The 18877-nt window shown below is 37.1% G+C and carries 16 protein-coding genes and 1 pseudogene; 16 read left to right on the plus strand and 1 reads right to left on the minus strand.

Translation table 11 applies throughout. The annotated features are described in order from the left end of the window. Positions 1-2 precede the first annotated feature (2 nt). Positions 3-1802 carry a DNA ligase D gene (gene ligD / locus B2C77_RS02940; protein WP_077702336.1) on the minus strand — a complete coding sequence of 600 codons (1800 nt, stop codon included), beginning with the start codon at positions 1800-1802 and terminating at the stop codon, positions 3-5. A 278-nt stretch (positions 1803-2080) separates the two neighbouring features. On the opposite strand from ligD, the gene ku reads away from it, so the two are divergent. From ku to moaD, 16 genes and pseudogenes are all read left to right on the plus strand, one after another. Then, a complete protein-coding gene (ku, locus tag B2C77_RS02950) occupies positions 2081-2932 on the plus strand; it encodes a non-homologous end joining protein Ku (protein WP_077702338.1) in 852 nt (283 codons plus the stop codon). Between the two features lie 239 nt (positions 2933-3171). After that, positions 3172-3330 (plus strand): hypothetical protein, encoded by a 159-nt coding sequence (locus B2C77_RS21530; protein WP_164085434.1) that lies wholly within the window; start codon positions 3172-3174, stop codon positions 3328-3330. A gap of 112 nt (positions 3331-3442) precedes the next feature. Next, entirely contained in the window at positions 3443-3916 is a 474-nt protein-coding gene (locus tag B2C77_RS02955; RefSeq protein ID WP_077702339.1) for a GreA/GreB family elongation factor, read from the plus strand. Between the two features lie 278 nt (positions 3917-4194). Beyond that, entirely contained in the window at positions 4195-5310 is a 1116-nt protein-coding gene (locus B2C77_RS02960; protein WP_077702340.1) for an IS4 family transposase, read from the plus strand. 750 nt (positions 5311-6060) lie between these two features. Next, a complete protein-coding gene (locus B2C77_RS02965; protein WP_077702341.1) occupies positions 6061-6480 on the plus strand; it encodes a DUF5391 family protein in 420 nt (139 codons plus the stop codon). A gap of 163 nt (positions 6481-6643) precedes the next feature. Continuing rightward, complete coding sequence (locus B2C77_RS02970; protein ID WP_077702342.1) at positions 6644-7534, plus strand: LysR family transcriptional regulator; 891 nt, start codon at positions 6644-6646, stop codon at positions 7532-7534. Between the two features lie 561 nt (positions 7535-8095). After that, a complete protein-coding gene (gene fabG, locus B2C77_RS02975; protein ID WP_237342827.1) occupies positions 8096-8824 on the plus strand; it encodes a 3-oxoacyl-ACP reductase FabG in 729 nt (242 codons plus the stop codon). A gap of 17 nt (positions 8825-8841) precedes the next feature. Then, positions 8842-10053 carry an acetyl-CoA C-acetyltransferase gene (locus tag B2C77_RS02980; RefSeq protein WP_077702343.1) on the plus strand — a complete coding sequence of 404 codons (1212 nt, stop codon included), beginning with the start codon at positions 8842-8844 and terminating at the stop codon, positions 10051-10053. Positions 10054-10388: 335 nt separating this feature from the next. After that, entirely contained in the window at positions 10389-12023 is a 1635-nt protein-coding gene (locus tag B2C77_RS02985) for an acyl CoA:acetate/3-ketoacid CoA transferase (RefSeq protein ID WP_077702344.1), read from the plus strand. Positions 12024-12040: 17 nt separating this feature from the next. Then, a complete protein-coding gene (locus B2C77_RS02990) occupies positions 12041-13261 on the plus strand; it encodes an MFS transporter (protein ID WP_077702345.1) in 1221 nt (406 codons plus the stop codon). A 32-nt stretch (positions 13262-13293) separates the two neighbouring features. After that, positions 13294-14406: an alpha/beta fold hydrolase gene (locus B2C77_RS02995; RefSeq protein ID WP_077706810.1), complete on the plus strand. Its 1113-nt coding sequence runs from the start codon at positions 13294-13296 to the stop codon at positions 14404-14406. A 243-nt stretch (positions 14407-14649) separates the two neighbouring features. Continuing rightward, a pseudogene (locus B2C77_RS21935) lies at positions 14650-15357 on the plus strand (site-specific integrase); the annotation flags it as partial. 103 nt (positions 15358-15460) lie between these two features. After that, complete coding sequence (locus B2C77_RS03000) at positions 15461-16006, plus strand: sigma-70 family RNA polymerase sigma factor (RefSeq protein WP_077702346.1); 546 nt, start codon at positions 15461-15463, stop codon at positions 16004-16006. Continuing rightward, positions 15975-16991 (plus strand): DUF4179 domain-containing protein, encoded by a 1017-nt coding sequence (locus tag B2C77_RS03005; protein ID WP_077702347.1) that lies wholly within the window; start codon positions 15975-15977, stop codon positions 16989-16991. Before B2C77_RS03000 ends, B2C77_RS03005 begins: the two co-directional genes overlap by 32 nt. 262 nt (positions 16992-17253) lie before the next feature. After that, a complete protein-coding gene (gene moaA / locus B2C77_RS03010) occupies positions 17254-18300 on the plus strand; it encodes a GTP 3',8-cyclase MoaA (protein ID WP_077702348.1) in 1047 nt (348 codons plus the stop codon). Between the two features lie 118 nt (positions 18301-18418). Then, positions 18419-18652, plus strand: coding sequence for a molybdopterin converting factor subunit 1 (gene moaD / locus B2C77_RS03015; protein WP_073006949.1), 234 nt, complete (start codon positions 18419-18421; stop codon positions 18650-18652). The last annotated feature ends 225 nt before the right edge of the window (positions 18653-18877 follow it).

The following is an 18877-nucleotide window of genomic DNA, read 5'->3' on the forward strand; positions in this document are numbered from 1 at the left end:
TTCTAAGTTCCTAAAAAAGTCAAAATTTCTGTGAGATTTTGGCTTTTTTTAACTGCTTTATAAGCTCGCCATGGACATCCGCGTTGTTTGACAAGCTCCACAGCATTTTTTATCGTAAAGCTTTTTGGGGAAAGGTCGTTCGTTATTTCCTCCCAGTATAAAGGCATTGCGATGGTAGCTTCTGCGTTTTTTCTCGGTGAATACGGTGCTATAATCGTTTTCCCTTTGCCATGCTGTACATAGTCAATATAGAGCCTACCTTTTCGTTTTTCCTTAAGACGCTCGGTCGTGAACAGTGCTGGAAACGCATTTTCTAACGTACGTGCTATCGCTTCCGTAAACAAAGCAGTCTGTTTATAAGTCATGCTACCAGAGGGGATAGGGATGTAGATTTGCAACCCTTTATTACCAGACGTTTTAACAAAGGAAGTTAGCTGTAACTCATCAAAAACATGCTTCATGTTTAAAGCTGCATGGATAGCTAAATCAAAACGGTCTCTATTTGGCGGGTCTAAATCAAAGACGATTTCTTCTGGTGTACGTGCTGTAAGGCTTTGAAATGGTGTATGGAATTCGATTGTTCCGTGATTGGTTAACCAAATAAGATCTTTTAAAGTCTCGCAAGTAATGATTTCTTTTCCTTGATGTGTTTGTCTTGCCATGAATGGAGGCGCGTAGCTTGGTAAATGCTTTTGGAAGAAATGTTCTCCTTCTATCCCATCAGGTGCACGGATAATGGTGAGCGCCCGTTGCTGTAAAAATGGCAACATATATGGTGCTATTTGGCGTATATGAAGTAATAAGTCTGCTTTTGTATAGTTTAGCCCTTCCCAAAATAGTTTGTCCGCATTTGTTATGTCAATTTCCTTTGGAAACATAGCTTGAGCAAATTCAAGCTTCTTCCACGTCATTTCTTCTGGACGTGCATGGGCAAGTATTTTCTGAAATGCTGGTTCACGTAGTTCTTGTTTGTATAAATCAAGGCTATGGATCGTAGCACAAATGGCAGGTGGGAGTGTATACGTTTTGTTTTCGAGTTTTCCTTTTGTTTGAAACAATTGTTTTACAATCGAAAAATCTTTTTGCGATAAACCATGCTTACATTTACCAATCGAAATAATGTGATTATTTTTATACACGCCAACTTGGAAATAATCATTATCCCCATCATACGCAGTTAAAAACCCACTTATTGAGCGCCAATTTTTAATTTTATACCAGTCCTGGTGCTGCTTTCCTTGCTTATATGTGCTATGTTTGCGTTTGGCAATCATTCCTTCTCCTAAGTGTGTGAAAATTTTCTCCCAAAGCTGATCCGGATCACTATAGCTAGGCACATACATTATTTTGTCTTTAAATAGTTGGTGGGATAGCAGCGTTTTTAAAATATTTTTGCGTTCCTCTAATGGAGTGGATAACAAAGCATTTCCCTGTTCCTGTAAAATATCAAAAGCCATTAAACAAGCAGAGCGTTCTTTGGATGCGCTTTGAATACTAGCTTCTGCTTGCATCCGTGCGCGTTTTTGCATCCAATCAAAATTAGCTTGATATGGCTGGTTTATGATGACAAGCTCACCATCTAACATCAGTGGTAAATGAGATTCCACTTGGCCTTGGACTTGTAAACAAGCTGTAATGATTTCTGGAAATTGCTTGCTTAAATCATTATGATTTTTACTTCGCAATTGAATACTATCTTTTCGCCATTGTAGTGTACAACGGTAACCATCATACTTTACCTCATATAACCATGCATTACCTCGGGGAATATCTCTTGTAGGTATGGGTTTCATGACTTTCATGCTTATTCTCCTCGTATATGAATTTCGTTTATTAACGGGTGAATATTCTCTTTGCGTAATTGACATAGGAAAGACGTTTTTTTCCGTGTTGGCGATAAGCCAAGTTTTTTTAAAAATCCAGACGATTGCTTACATTCACGTTAAAAAGGCAATGTTAATAAGTCTATATCTTCTATTATAGTTCGTCTTCCCTCTCTTAGTTTTTGCCAAAGTGTATATAATACTCAGATGGATAAAAATGAATTGCTTTGGAAAACTAAACCTAAGGAGGAATGAGAATGCATACGATGTGGAAAGGAACGATTAGCTTTGGGCTTGTAAATATTCCTGTGAAAATGCATGCGGCAACTGAAAATAAAGATATTAAATTAAGGCAATTGCATAAGGAATGTCAATCACCGATTAAATATGAACGGTCATGTCCTGTATGCGACCGGCCAGTAGAAAATGAAGAAATTGTGAAAGCATATGAATATGCAAAGAATAAATTCGTTGTGTTAGATGAGGAAGAGTTAGAAGCATTAAAGCAAGAACAGGCGGATAAAGCGGTCGAAATCATGGACTTTGTGCAGTTGGCTGAAGTAGATCCAATTTATTATGAGAAAAGTTATTTTTTATCGCCGAATGAAGGCGGAGCGAAAGCCTACGGACTTTTACGAAAGGCTTTGAAAGAGACTGGAAAAATCGGCATTGCGAAAATGATGATTCGTTCTAAAGAACAATTGGCAATTATTCGTGTCTATGAGGACACACTAGTTGTGGAAACCATACATTATCCAGATGAAGTGCGTCGTATTGAAGATGTGCCTAACATACCAAAGGAAGTGGAAACAGATCCTCAAGCATTAGATACAGCAAAGATGCTCATTGATCAGTTATCAACGACGTTTGAACCGACAAAATACAAAGACGAGTATCGCCATGCATTGCTAGACTTAATTGAACAAAAGAAAGCTAACGAGCAAACGGCGACAGCACAAGATAAGCCTTCCCCTGATGCAGCTACAAACTTGATGGATGCTTTACAAGCTTCGTTAGAGCGTGCAAAACAAGAAAAGCCGAAACCAAAACAACCATCGCTCACCAAAGAAAAGGAAAAAAAGATAAAGAAGAAGAAAACGGGAACATAATGACGGGGTACGCAGGCGGCTTGGACAAGCCGCCTGCACTCGCTCTAGCTGAAAAGTCTCCCTAACCAAGCAAGAATTGGCTCATCCCGAGCAGAAATTCGCCCGCTCCAAGTAGTAATTCGCTCACCCCTGTGATCAAAAGTTAATCCTATAGTTCTATGTTAGGAATATATGGGAAATGTTAGAATAATGATAAAAGGGCACGCTTTATCATTATTTATTTTTTATAGGGGGTATGGATGGCTAAACAATTTGTAGCGATGTTGGGAGGGGTTATATTTACAATGGTCATTATTTCTATAATCGTTGATGAGTTATTATGGGGCAGTTTAATCGGTTTTGCAGTTGGTGTGGGTCTAATGTATCTCTTTTTAAAAATAATGAAGAGAAAATCGTAAGCGGCTTGTATGCTTCTCATAAACTGAGCTCAGTTGTTCGCTCGTTTTCCTAAAATTATAGTATGCTTGGGTTTAAGGGAATTGAATTGCTACTATCGTGGGGGAAAATGATATGAAAAAAACAATACCTGTAACAAAAGCAGGTTATGAAGAACTACAAGAGAAATTGAATACATTAAAGGAAGAGAAATTGGTTGAGGCAAATAAACAAGTGAAGGCAGGAAGGGCATTTTGCGATTTTCATGAAGATCCTGAATTCGATAGATCTTTAGATGAGTTAAACAAAATACAGGAGCAAATCTCAGAATTAGAATCTATTCTTGCTCGTGCAGAAATAATTGGAGAAGCAAATAGCGACGTGGTTCAACATGGGGCGTTGGTGACATTTAAAGAATACCCAGATGGCGAAGAAGAAGCTTTTCAGGTTGTTAGTGCTGCAGAAGCAGATGCGCAAAAATTACAGATCTCTGATAATTCCCCAATGGGGAGAGCATTGCTTGGAAGGAAAGTAAATGAGGAAGTGTCTGTAGAAACCCCTGCTGGAACGGTGAAGTTGCTTATAACCAAAGTGCAATACAAGGTGTAAAACTGTTGCAAAAGTGACCTGTAAATATAGTACCTAAAGATGTATAAACAAGCAACGATGGTTAACTCCTCAGATATGCTGGCAGTCTATTAAAAGTGAGAAACTACCATTTTCGTTATAATAGTTTTTATATATTTGTTCACTAGCGTTGCATTAATTAAATCTGATGATTAAAAATACTAAAAATGTTCAAAAATTAGTGTTCATACAACAAAAAAATCCTTTACAATGGAAGTACAGGTGGTTCCTGTCCAAATCCAAAAGTAAAGGATAACTGCATGGACAAGAATACACTAAAATCATCATTTGGTAAATGGGTTTCACCTATAAATACGAAAAAACTATATGAACAAGTAGAAGAAAATAAACAAGATTACTACACAAAAAAACTGACAACGGAAGCGTATATAAAGTTGCTGTTACTTGCTCAATTACAAGGATTTGAGAGCTTGGAAGAGATGAGCGATGCACTAATAGATGGTGAACTTCAGAAAGTATTGGGGTTTGAATCGATTAGCCCATCGCAACTTTCAAGGAAGAACAATGAAATGAATCCAGCCATCCTTTCCCATTTATTCTTTGATCTTGCATACAAAATCAAAGGTCTCCAATTTAAAAATGGGAAATACATGCCATTAAAAATCATTGATTCTAGCACGCTTCCATTAAACTTAACGAATCATAAGTGGGCGAAATTCCGTAAAACAAAAGCAGGAGTTAAGCTACATTTACGACTTGTATTTATGGATAAGGGCACCGTCTATCCTGAAAAAACTGTGATTACAACAGCCAAAGAACATGACAGAAATCAACTGGAAGTTCTCGTAGATGACAAAGAAGCCATGTATGTGTTTGACCGTGGATATGTTGACTATGAACGATTTGACCGAATGACGGATGAAGGCTACTTTTTCGTGTCCAGACTAAAGAAAAACGCCGTCATTCGTGAAGTAGAATCATTTTCTGTACCTAAAGATGCTACAGCTTTATCCGACAAGATGGTTTACATCGGTTCGACGCAAAATCGCACAGAGAATGTATTCCGTCTACTTGAAGTAGTGGATACAAAGGGGAACATTTTGCGATTAATTACTAACCGTTTCGATCTAAATTCCGAAGAGATTAGTGAAATTTACCGTCAACGGTGGGCCATAGAGCTATTTTTCAAATGGCTCAAACAGCATGTAGAGATCAAACACTTTTATGGTATGAGCGAAACTGCCATTCAAAATCAAATCTTCCTTGCGCTCATTGCTTACTGTTTACATGTACTTATCCAGTTAGAGATGAGGAGTAAGAAGTCCTTACTCCGAATTAGCCGCTGGTTAAATAAAGTGCTGTGGAAACCTGCGTACATCTGGATCCGCAGATTTGACGATAGATCTATTCCGTAAATACATACACTGTCGTTGTTGCTAACAGTTTAATTGTATAATTTTTCCAAATGGACAGCCCACCTTTGCTTAGGTAATGTCTTATTGGCAAAAAATCTTGTGCAAATGATTACTGAATTTTCAAACTAATTTTATGCAACGCTAGTGATATTTGTTGAAAAATTAATCTTTTTTAAGGGTCTTTACGTTTTCTGATTCTACTATAGAAAAGCATAGGATTTTTTTGTTCAAAGATAAGAAAGTATAAAATTTGATGCTATGACGTAACCAAACAACCAAACGGGCTCCGTCCGGCTTCAGCGCCCAGCAACTAGGCGACTTCACGAAATCGCCCTACGATAAGTCATCATCGGTTCGTACTAAATAGGAAGGCCGACTAAAGACGGGCTTGCCGGAGGGCGCCGGCATACTCCTGTTGCAGGAGCATGATTCCTAAAACTTTCGTTGATTCGCTCCACTCGCTACGTTGCTAACCGGGCGCCCCGAGCATTTGTTCTACTATAGGAAAGTATAAAAGTATAAAGGTCTATAGTATAAGAAAAACTACGCCATTCGCCATAAGACTTGGCGACAAGCCAAGTTTTTCTAAAAACAAAGTCTTTCTAATGTACTATGAGTTAATCTTCTTTTAGTGGCTTAAAAACATAGTTGAACATAAGTAAACGTTCAATGCACTGGAAAGGATAAGAGTTACTGAAAAGGTTCAGTAACTGGCTTTGCTAATTATAACAATAGATAGGAAGCGTTTTTATGAAGAACAAAAAATATATCATCGCTTTAACGGTTTTATCGGCATTTTTATTTAGTGCGTTAATTATCGCAGGTTCGTTGTCGCCTTTATCGGAAATGGGGGACAATGTAAATCAATTTAACTCAGTAGGCATGTGGCTTTCTATTGCTATGATACTTTTTTTCTACCTTATTCCAGTAATACTATATGCAATCGGATTAAATTGGATCAAGATAATAATGGCTATATTTTGTGTCATCGGCATTGTTATATTGCTATCAACAATTGTTATCGTACTTATAATTGGATTAGTCAATCATAACATGTTGCAACTAAGTAGTGTTCTTATTGTGAGTATCCTAGGTGTTATCATAAACATTGTGTGGCTTATTGTTGCGTTTTGGAAAAATCGAGGTAAGGCTTCGGGCTTGTCTTCTTGATAAATAAGTAAAGGTGATTTTTATTCCGGATATAATTCATTGTGCTTTTATTGCTAAATTTTAAAGACAGATACATGCTAGAATAAGTTAAAATATTATCAAGTATTCTCATTTAGTGTCGTCTGCTTTAAATTTTGGTTAAACAGAGGAGAAGATAATATTAATGGATATTCGTGAGTTAAAATATTTTATAGAAATTGTAAAAAAGAAGAACTTTACGTTAGCTGCAAAAAATCTTCATATATCCCAACCAGCCTTGAGCAAAACAATGAAAAACTTGGAGTCTGAATTAGAAGTACAGTTGTTAGATCGATCAGATAAAGAAATAAAACTAACTGAAATCGGCCAACTATTTTTTGTCCAGGCGGAAGCTGTTTTAAATGCTTTTGATTCTTTGAAGGCATCTCTTTATGACCAAAGCAAGTTGAATAAAGGAGAAGTGATTGTCGGGCTACCACCCGTAATAGGATCTAGTATATTTGTCAAAGTGTTAACAACATTTAAAGAAAGTTTTCCTGATATCAAATTGCATATTATAGAAAATGGCGCGAAGATGGTCGAGCATAATTTATATAACGGCAAAATTGATCTAGGGGTAGTGATAGCCCCTGTGGACGAAAACCAGTTTGAATATATACCAATTATGGAGGATGAAAGTGTTTTAGTTGTCCATCATCATCATCCTTTGGCGCAGAGAGAAGCTGTTTCAATTGCAGACTTAAAAGAAGAAGAATTCCTTCTTTTGGATAAAACGTTTATGCTCCATCACCATGTTGTTCAGTATTGTCAGGACGCAGGGTTTAAGCCTAATATTTTATTTGAAAGCTCACAGTGGGATTTTCTTGTGGAACTTGTTGCGCAAAATCAAGGGGTTACTATCCTCCCTCGACCAATTTTGTCGCGGGTGGAAAACAGACAAATACACATTATACCTATCCGTCCTAATTGTTTAAAGTGGAAAGTGGGATTCCTCTTAAATAGAGAGCAATATGTTACACATGTAATGAAAGTTTTTATTGATCATACTGTTCGTACAGTTGCAACATGTGAATGAAATAGTATAGTAATTGCGTATAAAAGAGCAGTTTAAAAAGTCTAAGATTTGCTTCCTACCACAGTGCTGTCATACTGTGGTTTTTTACGTACTAAAAAATATTATCATTCTCATTCAGGTTCTCCATTGTTTTATATGAAAATATATCATTAAGCTAAGGAGAGTACCTTTGGATAAATACAGCGGTACATTATTTTAGTGTTTATGGTATAAGCAAAAAAAGGTTGCCTTCTTCTCAAGGCTTAGCTCAATAATCTAAGCTTTTTTTATACTATAGGAACTACAGCTTTTGCCATAAGACTTGGCAATAAGCCTAGTTTTTCTAAAGATGGACAGTGTGGTTATTTCTACCTGTCATAGGAAAAACATTACTGTCTATAACTATTAGTTATTACTCCAAGAACTTTTATGTATTATACAACGGATTTATTTAGGATTATGATTATAAATAGTTCATATCAATTAATTGTAAACGCGTTCAAAACGGAAATCTTGTTGTTTTTTATAACTATTAATTATAGTTGGGTATGAAAAGTGAAAGTAGAAAGGAAGAGGTGTTATATGATGAAACAATTAAAAGACAAAGTAGTCGTGGTAACTGGGGGAGCACAAGGATTAGGTAAGGCGATGTGTGAGCGATTTGCTTATGAAGGAGCTGAAGTTGTTTATTCGTTAGATTTACAAAAAGGAAATCTCACAGCAGATAATGTAAGACATCAGGAGTTAGATGTTACAAACATAGCGGAGATTGACTCTTTTATTCAATCGGTCAAAGAAGCGTACGGTCGCATCGATGTTTTAGTCAATAATGCAGGGGTCACTCGTGATGCATTGACACAGAAAATGGATGATAATAAATGGGAATCAGTGATGGATATCAACTTAAAGGGTGTTTTTCATATGACGAAGGCGATCGCTCCCATTATGATGGAGAACGGGTCTGGTTCTATTATTAATATTTCGTCCATTGTAGGTCTTTATGGAAATATTGGCCAAGCAAACTATGCTGCTACGAAGGCAGGAGTCATAGGGATGAGCTATACATGGGCAAAAGAATTTACGCGTAAAGGTGCTGCTGTACGTACGAATGTAATTGCTCCCGGCTTTATTGAAACGGATATGATGAAAGCGGTTCCGGAAAAGGTGTTGCAGCCGCTTCGTGATCAAACACCATTAAAAAGATTAGGACTTCCTGAGGAAGTGGCGAATGCGGCGTTATTCTTAGCGAGTGATGAGTCGAGTTATGTAAATGGTCATGTGCTTTCCGTAGATGGTGGATTAAGGCTGTAAAATAGGAGGTTTACGTAATGACAAAAGTATATGTAATAGATGCTAGACGAAGTGCGATTGGATCTTTTTTAGGTACAATTGCTTCTGTACCGCCCAGTGATTTAGCTGCTCAAGTAATGAAAAGTATCATTCAGTACCATCAACTAAATGGTAGTGAAATAGACGAGGTAATTATTGGAAATGTATTATCTGCGGGGCAGGGGCAAAACATTGCTAGACAAGCAAGTATAAAAGCTGGATTACCTGAATCCGTTCCGGCTTACACAATGAATATGGTTTGTGGCAGTGGCATGAAATCTTTAATGACTGCTTATAGTAGCATTTTAACTAATATGGCTGATCTTATGTTAGTTGGTGGCGTTGAAGTGATGTCACAGGCTCCTTTCGTAACAACGGCAGAAGTTAGAACTGGTAAGAAGCTTGGGAACCTTCAATTGCATGACAGTATGGTTCAAGATGGTTTAACCGATGCATTTCATCATTATCATATGGGGATAACTGCTGAGAATATTGCTGAAAGATATCATATAACCAGAGAAGAGCAGGACAGATTTGCTCTAACATCGCAGCAACGAGCTATCAAAGCAAATGATAGTGGTCGTTTTGAAGCTGAAATTGTACCTGTGGAGTTTATGGATCGTAAAAAGCATCTTATGACATTTAAAGAAGATGAATATCCCAATTACTCTACTACTCTTGATAAGCTTGCCCGTTTAAGACCAGCGTTTAAGAAGGATGGGACGGTTACTGCTGGAAATGCTTCTGGCATTAATGATGGAGCAGCTATACTCTTAGTAGCTTCTGAAGCTGCAGTAATGAAATATCAGCTTGAGCCAATTGCTGAGATTGTTGCGGTTGGACAAGGTGGAATAGACCCAGCTGTTATGGGGTTAGGTCCTGTAAAAGCGATTCAACATCTATTTAGTAAAACAGATGTGAATCCAGAACAGGTGGAGCTAATAGAGTTAAATGAAGCATTTGCTTCTCAATCTATCGGAGTAATCAAGGAGCTTCAGGAAATGTATGGTTGGACGAAAGAATGGATCGAATCAACTGTAAATGTTAATGGTGGAGCTATCGCGCTAGGTCATCCTTTAGGGGCTTCCGGTGCGCGGATTATTACTACACTTGTACATGAAATGCAAAAGCGAACGATAACATATGGGCTCGCATCTCTTTGTATTGGTGGAGGAATGGGTACAGCTACATTATTAAAATCTATAGAGTAGTCCGTATCTGAAATTGGGTGTTGAGATTGTGTGAGATTGTCCTGCATTAAAGTGCTGTAAGTTTCCTGGTTTAAATGAAGGGGTCACATACACGTTTTTTAGTACAGATAACAGCACCTAAATACCCAATTTGACTTAGAGGCCTTTAGGTGCTGTCTAAGTAGTATGAACAATTAGTGGGAGAAAAAAGCCCAGTGTAGATTTATTTTATAACACATAAGCGTGAAGCAGGAACAGTTTCTCGTAAATCATCGAGAACAGTTGTGAAAGCGCATTCTGTTTTGCTCTGGCGAATAGTTTCCAGACTTGAAATAGTTTCAAGTTATGTGAAGATCATGAAACATAAAGGTGTGAAAGAGATGAAAGATAACTTACAATTTATGTCTGCTCAAGAAGCGGTACATTTGATTAACACAGGTGATAGAGTTGGAATAGGGGGATTTATTGGTACAGGAGTTGCTGAGGAAATTCATATGGCAATTGAAAATAAATACATCGAAACGAATACACCACAGAACCTAACGTTAATCTATGCCGCTGGTATAGGGGATGGAAATGGTGCATCCAAGGGGCTTAATCACTACGCTCATGAAGGATTAATTAAACGAGTAATAGGGGGGCATTGGGGAATGGCTCCTCGTCTCGCTCCACTCGTCGAAGAGAATAAGTTAGAAGCATATAATTTGCCGCAAGGGGTTATTACACAGCTCATTCGTGAAAGTGCAGCAGGTCATCCGCGTTTAATCTCTCATGTCGGCTTAGGGACTTTTGTTGATCCTGATTGGGATGGCGGTAAGTTAAATGCAGTTACCACGGAGGATATTGTTGAAAAAATTCAATTTGATGGTCAAGATTATTTAGCGTATAAAACACTGCCGATAGATGTTGCTATTTTAAAAGGTACAACCGCTGATGAAAAAGGAAATATAAGTTTAGAAGATGAACCACTAACTTTAAATGTTCTATCCTTTGCTATGAATGCCAGAAACAACGGCGGAAAAGTAATTGTTCAAGTTGAAAAGGTTGTACGGGAATCTTCACTAAATCCTAAAAATGTTCACATTCCTCATGTCTTAGTTGATGCTATCGTCGTTGTAGAAAATAAAGAAAACCATATGCAAACATTCGGCACACAATACAATGAAGCTTTTATACGTAGTGATTTGGTAGTTAATGATAAAAAATCTATCTATCCATTAAATATACGCAAAGTAATCGCAAGACGCAGTGCGAAGACCTTAACCCAATCAATGAAAGTAATTAATTATGGGATTGGTGTTCCAGAAGTGGTAGCTAATGTATTAAGTGAAGAAGGACAGGAAGACCATTTTATCCCCACGATTGAACCAGGCATATTTGGAGGAACTCCAGTTGGCGGACTTGATTTTGGATGCTCCATAAACCCGGACGCGATTATTGATGAATCGTATATGTTTGATTACTACGATGGAGGAGGACTAGATATAGCCTTTTTAGGATTAGCTCAATGTGATGATAAAGGTAATGTAAACGTTTCAAAATTCGGACCTAAAATTGCAGGCTGTGGTGGATTTATTAACATTACACAAAATGCCAAAAAGCTTGTCTTTTGTGGGACATTTACAGCTGGCGGGTTAAAAATGGAAGTATGTGATGGAAGGTTAGTAATCTTACAGGAAGGAAAAGTGAAAAAATTCACCAGCGATGTAGAGCAAATTACCTTCAGTGGAAAAGTAGCGAAACAAAATGAAAAACCTGTTTTGTATGTAACGGAGAGAGCTGTGTTTGAATTACGTAAAAATGGATTGACATTAATAGAAATAGCTCCAGGAATCGATTTAGAAAGAGATGTTTTGGCACAAATGGAATTTACACCACTGATTAGTAAGGACTTAACATTAATGGATAAAGCAATTTTTAAAGAAGGTCCTATGGGGCTCATATATAATCGGAGTGAGCAGGATATGGGTAGTGATTTTCTCACAAAATAATGATTGGGGATAGCACGATGAATGAAGCGATTCAGAAAAATGGCGTTAGGGCATATATCATGGAAACGATTATGTTTTTTACGTATGCATTTTTTGCGGTTAGCTGGATTGCGGGGACGACACTGACCTCGCAAATTATGGAGCATTTTAAGTTGACAGATTTTGCTTCCGCGACATTTATTTCAAATGCAATTACGGTTGCTAAAATTATAGGTAATCTACTAGCAGCATGGTTTTTGGTTAAACTACAACCGAAAAAAGCAATTGCTTTTGCTTCGTTGTTAATTGTACTCGGAAGTGGTTTAGGTGTGTTCGTAACGGAATATTGGATGTTTGTTGTAACAAGGTTTATTACTGGTTTTGGGGGAGCCCTATATATTGTATATTTTGGACCAATTGTTATTCGTTATTTTGATCCAAAACGACGCTCTACTATTAATGGGATTAATGCAGCAGCTTATAATGTGGGAAGTATTATTGCTATGGTTGTTGTAACACCTGTTTTTACGTGGCTAGTAACTTGGCAAAATAGTATCCTGTTTTTTACAGCCTGTAGCCTTGTGTTATTCGTATTATGGCTCATATTTGGGGAAGATTTTGAACTAAATCAAACCTCTAACGATCAAAAAACGGTGAAAGCATACACATTTAAAGATGGTTTAAAGGATAAGTTTAATTATGTCTTTCCGTTTACTTATGCTGGCTTGTTATTGTTATATATCGTTATTCTTACAATTTTCCCAGTTTCAGATAGTGCTGCGATCAATCCAAAAACGCTGAGTACAGTAGTAGCGATCGCCGGAGTAGTCGGAACGATATTTGGAATTATGGTAACGAAGCGATTTGCTCGCCGTTTGCCAGTACTTCGTTGGTCAGGGCTAGCGATGACGGTATCAGCTGTAATCATGGTCATGACAACATCGGGTGCATTGGCGTTAGCTATGGCAGCACTGGTCGGATTCTTCATGTTCTTGCCAATGACAGCGTTGGTTACGATTCCACAAGAGCTTCCTGATATGACACCAAGCAAATTAACGTTAATCATGGGATTCTTCTGGTCGTTTGCTTATATGTTTGAAACGGTTGCCTATTATTTTGTGGGAGTGTTAATTGATGTATCTGGCTTCCAGGCTGGATTATATTGTGCGATTCTATTAAGCTTATCATTTTTTATTGGTTCCTTCTTACTACCAGAAACAGGAGGGAAGACAGAAGATCAAAAGCAAGCAATCAGCTAAAGAAATGATGAAAGGGAGGCTTTACGATGGATATGAATCATGTTGAAAAAAAGCAATTTTCGTTAGACAGTTATACATTGGAATGCGGGAAAGCGATCCCTGTAACTTTAGGGTATGAGACATACGGGGAATTAAACAAAGACAAATCAAATGTAGTGGTAGTGGCACATTATTTTAGCGCTTCTAGCCATGCGGCAGGAAAGTATTCTCCTGAGGATGAGACAAGCGGCTATTGGGACTCTTTGATCGGCCCAGGTAAAGCAGTTGATACGAATAAATTCTTTGTTATTAGTACAGATAATTTGGCGAATGTACAAGCTTATCATCCGAAGGTAATTACAACAGGCCCAAGAACAATTAACCCAGAGACAGGGCAAATATGGGGGATGGATTTTCCGCCATTTACATTTCGTGATATGGCGGGTATACAGCATGATTTTATTACGAAGCAGCTAGGTATTAAGAAACTACATGCTGTCATGGGGGCTTCAGCTGGCGGGTTTATTTCATTAAATTGGGCAGTCCACTATCCAGACATGGTAGAACGTGTAATTGGAGTAATAACAAATCCACAAAATCCAGTCATAACATCGTTTAATGTGCTACAACATGCCATGCGAGCAATTGAACTAGATTCGAACTGGAACAATGGTAATTATGTGGACGATCAAGGACCTGAAGAAGGCTTGCACTTAGCTATTCAAATGATGAATGCAGGTGCGTTTACACCAGAGCTGTATGAAGATACATATCAGCGAAATAGTGATGAACAAGCTCCTTACGAATATTTTCATATGAAAACAGGTTACGAGCAACAGTTGTATGACGCTGTGAAAGCGGGAATGCCAGTTATGGATGCTAGTCATTGGTATTATACTTGTCGAGCAACGATGATGCATGATATCGCCCACGGTATAGGCTCATTAGAAGAAGCGTTAGACAGAATACAGGCTAACGTGTTAATGATTTCTTGCACGCGTGATTTACTACAGCCGACCATTTATAATCGTCGTATGGTTGATACGTTGTTGAAGTTAGGCAAAGAAGCAGAATTAGTAGAAATAGAGAGCTTAAAAGGGCATATGGCAGGCGTATTAGATGGGCATTTGTTCAGTGATGATATCCGAAAGATGCTACAAAAATAGCGTTGTAAGTGCATGAACGAAGTATAACCTTGCCTTAAAGAAAAATGCTTTGAGCTTTCTCTTTCTAAAATGGGGTATGGATTATACAGAATACATGAATGTATAATTTGTTCAATGGTTTGTAGACTATTCTTGGAGTAATAGAAAGAGTAGAGGGTGAAATTAAATAGACTAAACTAAAAAGAGGATATTTTTTCAATATATAAGTATATATCCTCTTTTCTATACATATTAGATTTGCACAACAATCCCGAAGGATATAAATTCGTTTGCTATCGTGGTAAACGAAAAGGTAAATCTGTTTGATCAGGGTTTTATACGAGAGAACCTAAATAAATTTGCAATACAAAAAAGTATTACTGACGAAAATTTAATTTGTTTTATTTCAAAACACACCAGTTCCTACATACCTACATACTTATGGAATAAAAATGTTGAACGGTGGTGTGGATATTCTTACAGTACAACAGTTATTAGCTCTTGCATCCCCCGAAATGACATTAAGATATGCCAAGCTAGCTATTAGATAATACGAAAAGACTAGCGTTTGTAACAGTTATAAAGCAAGGTGTTTTTAGCTTTGACTTCAATGGTGAAGTTCAAGAAATGAAAGCAGGAGAAGACATTCATAACAGATGCGTTGTGGCAAAATCACAAGCTTAAATGCGATGGACAACCCTTATAGAACTTGTCACGCTTTTTAAATGGAAACTTTTCTCATATGGAAGCCCCACCTTGTCTAATTTGTGGTTATAATCCCCCATATAAAGACCTAGTGGTAGGCTTTTCTGAGTTAGATAGACAAAAGAACATTACACTAGAACATTCACAAAGACAACTGAAATAGTAAAACAACGGATTGAGGAAATGTTGCAGAGAATAATCAAAAAATTTTTACAACCTTATCAAAACATGTATCCAACATGTCATATTAGAAGAGTCGTTATGTGACGCTCTTTTTTTATGTTGACGGAACCATTGTTTTTTTAGGATAAAAAAGTTGAAACTTTTATATAATAATTTCACTCTAATAGGTGGAGAGGAGGTCAAATTGATGAATGAACTTACACTTGTTAAAAAGGCGATAAAGGGAAACAGGGAATGTCTAGAGGAATTACTTGTTTTGCACGGCGATCAACTGTATCGCACTGCTTACTTATATGTTCGGAATCGCGAAGATGCTTTAGATGTTGTCCAGGAGACATCTTACAAAGCTTTTTTATCAATTGGTCAATTAAAAAATGAAAAATACTTTTTAACTTGGCTAACAAAAATACTTATAAATTGTTCGTATGATGTATTGAAAAAGAGCAAGAAAGAATTACCTCTGAGTAATATGATCGAACTTACTACGGATGAACGGGAAAAAAGAGAGGAGAATCTGGACTTATTAGAGGCAATTAATAGGTTGAACGAAAAGCACAAAAATGCGATTATTCTTTTTTACTTTCAAGATCTCTCTATAAGTGAGGTAGCTAAGGTAATGAAAATACCTGAAAATACGGTAAAAACCTTTTTGAGCAGGGGGAAAGCTCGATTAAAAAAATTGTTAGGAGGAATGAACTATAATGGAGAAAAAATCACTTCAAAAAGTATATAAAGAGATTGAAGTACCTAGAGATAGTGTTTTAGATGCAATAAGGGCTGGGAAGGAACGTGCTAATCATAATGTACCTAAAAATAAAAATAATACAAGGAAAATTATATGGTCTATAGTTGCAGCTGCAACTTTATTTATTTCTTCCAGTTTCGTTTCTCCCTTTCTATCACACGTAATGGCAGAGGTGCCATTGGTTGGGAATGTGTATAATGCCTTCAATGACGCTGTAGGTCGAAATTTACAAACTCAAGATTTGATAACAGAATTGAATCAAACATCCAGTTATAAAGGTATAGATGTATCTGTTACAAGAGCCTATTATGATGGAGCAGTCATAGGAGTTACTTTTTCTGTTAAAGGTAGTCTGAAAACAGAAGAAGATGGTCAAGTTCAAGGGTTTTATGAAATATATGATGGTAAGGATGGCATTTCCGATAGTAAAGAACTAGTGTATTTGCAGCCAACTGAGAATGGCTATACAGGACATATACAATTTAGCTACCCAAAAAATGAATTACCTTCAGAAACTACTTTTCCATTAGAATTTAAGAGGATAGGTGGTACGGAGGGAAGTTGGCGGTTTGACGTCCCGATAAACCAGTTACCATATGAGATAGTAAATGTTGATAAAGGAACTAAAAAAGAGAATTCAGAAATAAATGTTCATTTCGATTCAATTACAGAAGGCAAAGCATCTACTGCTATTAATTATACCGCTAATTTTCCAATTCAAGGAAAACATAATCAGGTACGTCTAGAGGTTTATGATGATCAAGGTAAAGAACTCTTTATCTCCACGGACGGAATTGATCTAGAAACTACCAAAAAAGACGATAGGATTATTGTTAAAGGCAGAAGTATTATTCCACAGCCAATAAAGGGGAAAACTAATTATATTAAAATTCACCCAAAAGTGGCTTTGACTGGTGAAGATCCAAATGAACCGTTAGAATTAGACCCAATAATAATCGACTTTGATAAATAATGATACCTTTTCAATTTTAATGAATTATAGCTTATTAAGAAATCGGGTGCGATTCTGGAACAAGACTAAGAAGGATGATACATATGATACATGACTAATATGTATCATCTGTTATTTTATATGACTTTTTACAGTTTAGGTCTTGATACTACCTCCACGCTTTGTGCTTTCTTTACCCCTCTGAATTGCTTTTGTGCTAAACAACTTCTTTATTCTAATAATTCACGATTTTGTAAGGTTTTTAAAGATTAATTCTGTTAGAATGGACGTAAGAAGAAAGGGAAAAGGAGGGGGTTGCTTGTCTGAAATGAAAGATAAATTTGGACGTCCTTTACATGACTTGCGAATTTCTGTGACAGATCGTTGTAATTTTCGTTGTAGATATTGTATGCCAAAGGAAATGTTTGGCAACGATTTTTCGTTTATGAAAAGAGAGCAGTTGCTTTCATTTGAAGAGATAGAGCGAGTGGCGAAAATTTTTGTTTCATTAGGAATAAGGAAAATTCGCTTAACGGGCGGAGAGCCTTTGTTGCGTAAAGATTTACCAGTGTTAATTGATAAGCTAATGTCTATTCATGGATTAGAAGATGTTGCATTGACAACGAACGCCTCATTATTGGAGCGAATGGCTCCTCGTTTGAAGGAGGCAGGTTTGCATAGGGTGAATGTGAGCTTAGATGCCATAAACGACGATGTTTTTATGACAATTAATGATGCCGCTTACAAAACGGAAATGATTTTAAGGGGGATTGATAAGGCTAAAGAAGTCGGGTTAGGCGTTAAGGTCAATATGGTAGTAAAAAAAGGAATGAATGATCATCAAGTAATTCCAATGGCTACTTATTTTAAGAAACGTGGAATTACGTTGAGATTTATTGAATTTATGGACGTTGGTACAGCGAACGGTTGGAACTTTCGTCAAGTGATGACAAAAAAAGAACTTTATGATGAATTATTCAAGCATTTTGCTTTAGAAGCCGTAAACCCTGCTTACGTTGGTGAAGTTGCGAAAAGGTATCGTTATGTCGGAACGAATACAGAAGTTGGCTTTATTACCTCTGTTTCCGAGTCTTTTTGTTCTACTTGCACAAGAGCAAGAGTTGCGGCTGATGGGAAGCTATATACATGCCTCTTTGCATCTAATGGGTTAGATTTAAAAAGTATACTACGTTCTAATTCTGGTGATGAAGCTGTGCGTGCAGCGATTGTATCGACGTGGCAGAACAGAACGGATCGGTACTCGGATGAACGAACAGAAGAGTCGGCAAAGAATAAGACAAAAATTGAAATGTCTTATATAGGTGGCTAAGTTTCAAGCAATAGATGCGTAGATAAATAGAGTGAATCGATGCAAATTCACTTTGCTAAGGACTAATCAAACGATAAACATTATATTTCAAGTGTTTTTAATAGAAGGAGGGGTATGCATGGTAGAGGTTTTATTATTTGCACAGCTTCGAGAAGACATAGGAACAGACCGTTTACAAGTAGAGGCTGAAGAAATGACTATTCATGAATTGAAAAAGCAACTTCAGGAAAGCTATTCGTTATCGCAAATGGAAACAATGATGACAGCAATTAATGAGGAATATGTAATGGATTCAGAAGTGATAAAAGCTGGGGATACAATTGCTTTTATTCCTCCTGTAAGCGGAGGGTAATTTTTTCTTGAATATAAAGTGCAGCAAGACTACCACTTTAATAATCGGAAAATGCAAGTCTAAGCGGAGATAACAACACCTAAATAATCTTTGAAAGATCTATGGGTTATATCAATGGGATACTAAACAATCCATGTGGGATAAAATCCTCACTGTATCTCTATTGGTGACCTCTTGAAATTTCCACCAATAAAGTCGTCGGTCTTTCACTTTACAGTGTGATGG

This window comes from Virgibacillus dokdonensis, from assembly GCF_900166595.1.
Classification (GTDB): domain Bacteria; phylum Bacillota; class Bacilli; order Bacillales; family Amphibacillaceae; genus Virgibacillus; species Virgibacillus dokdonensis.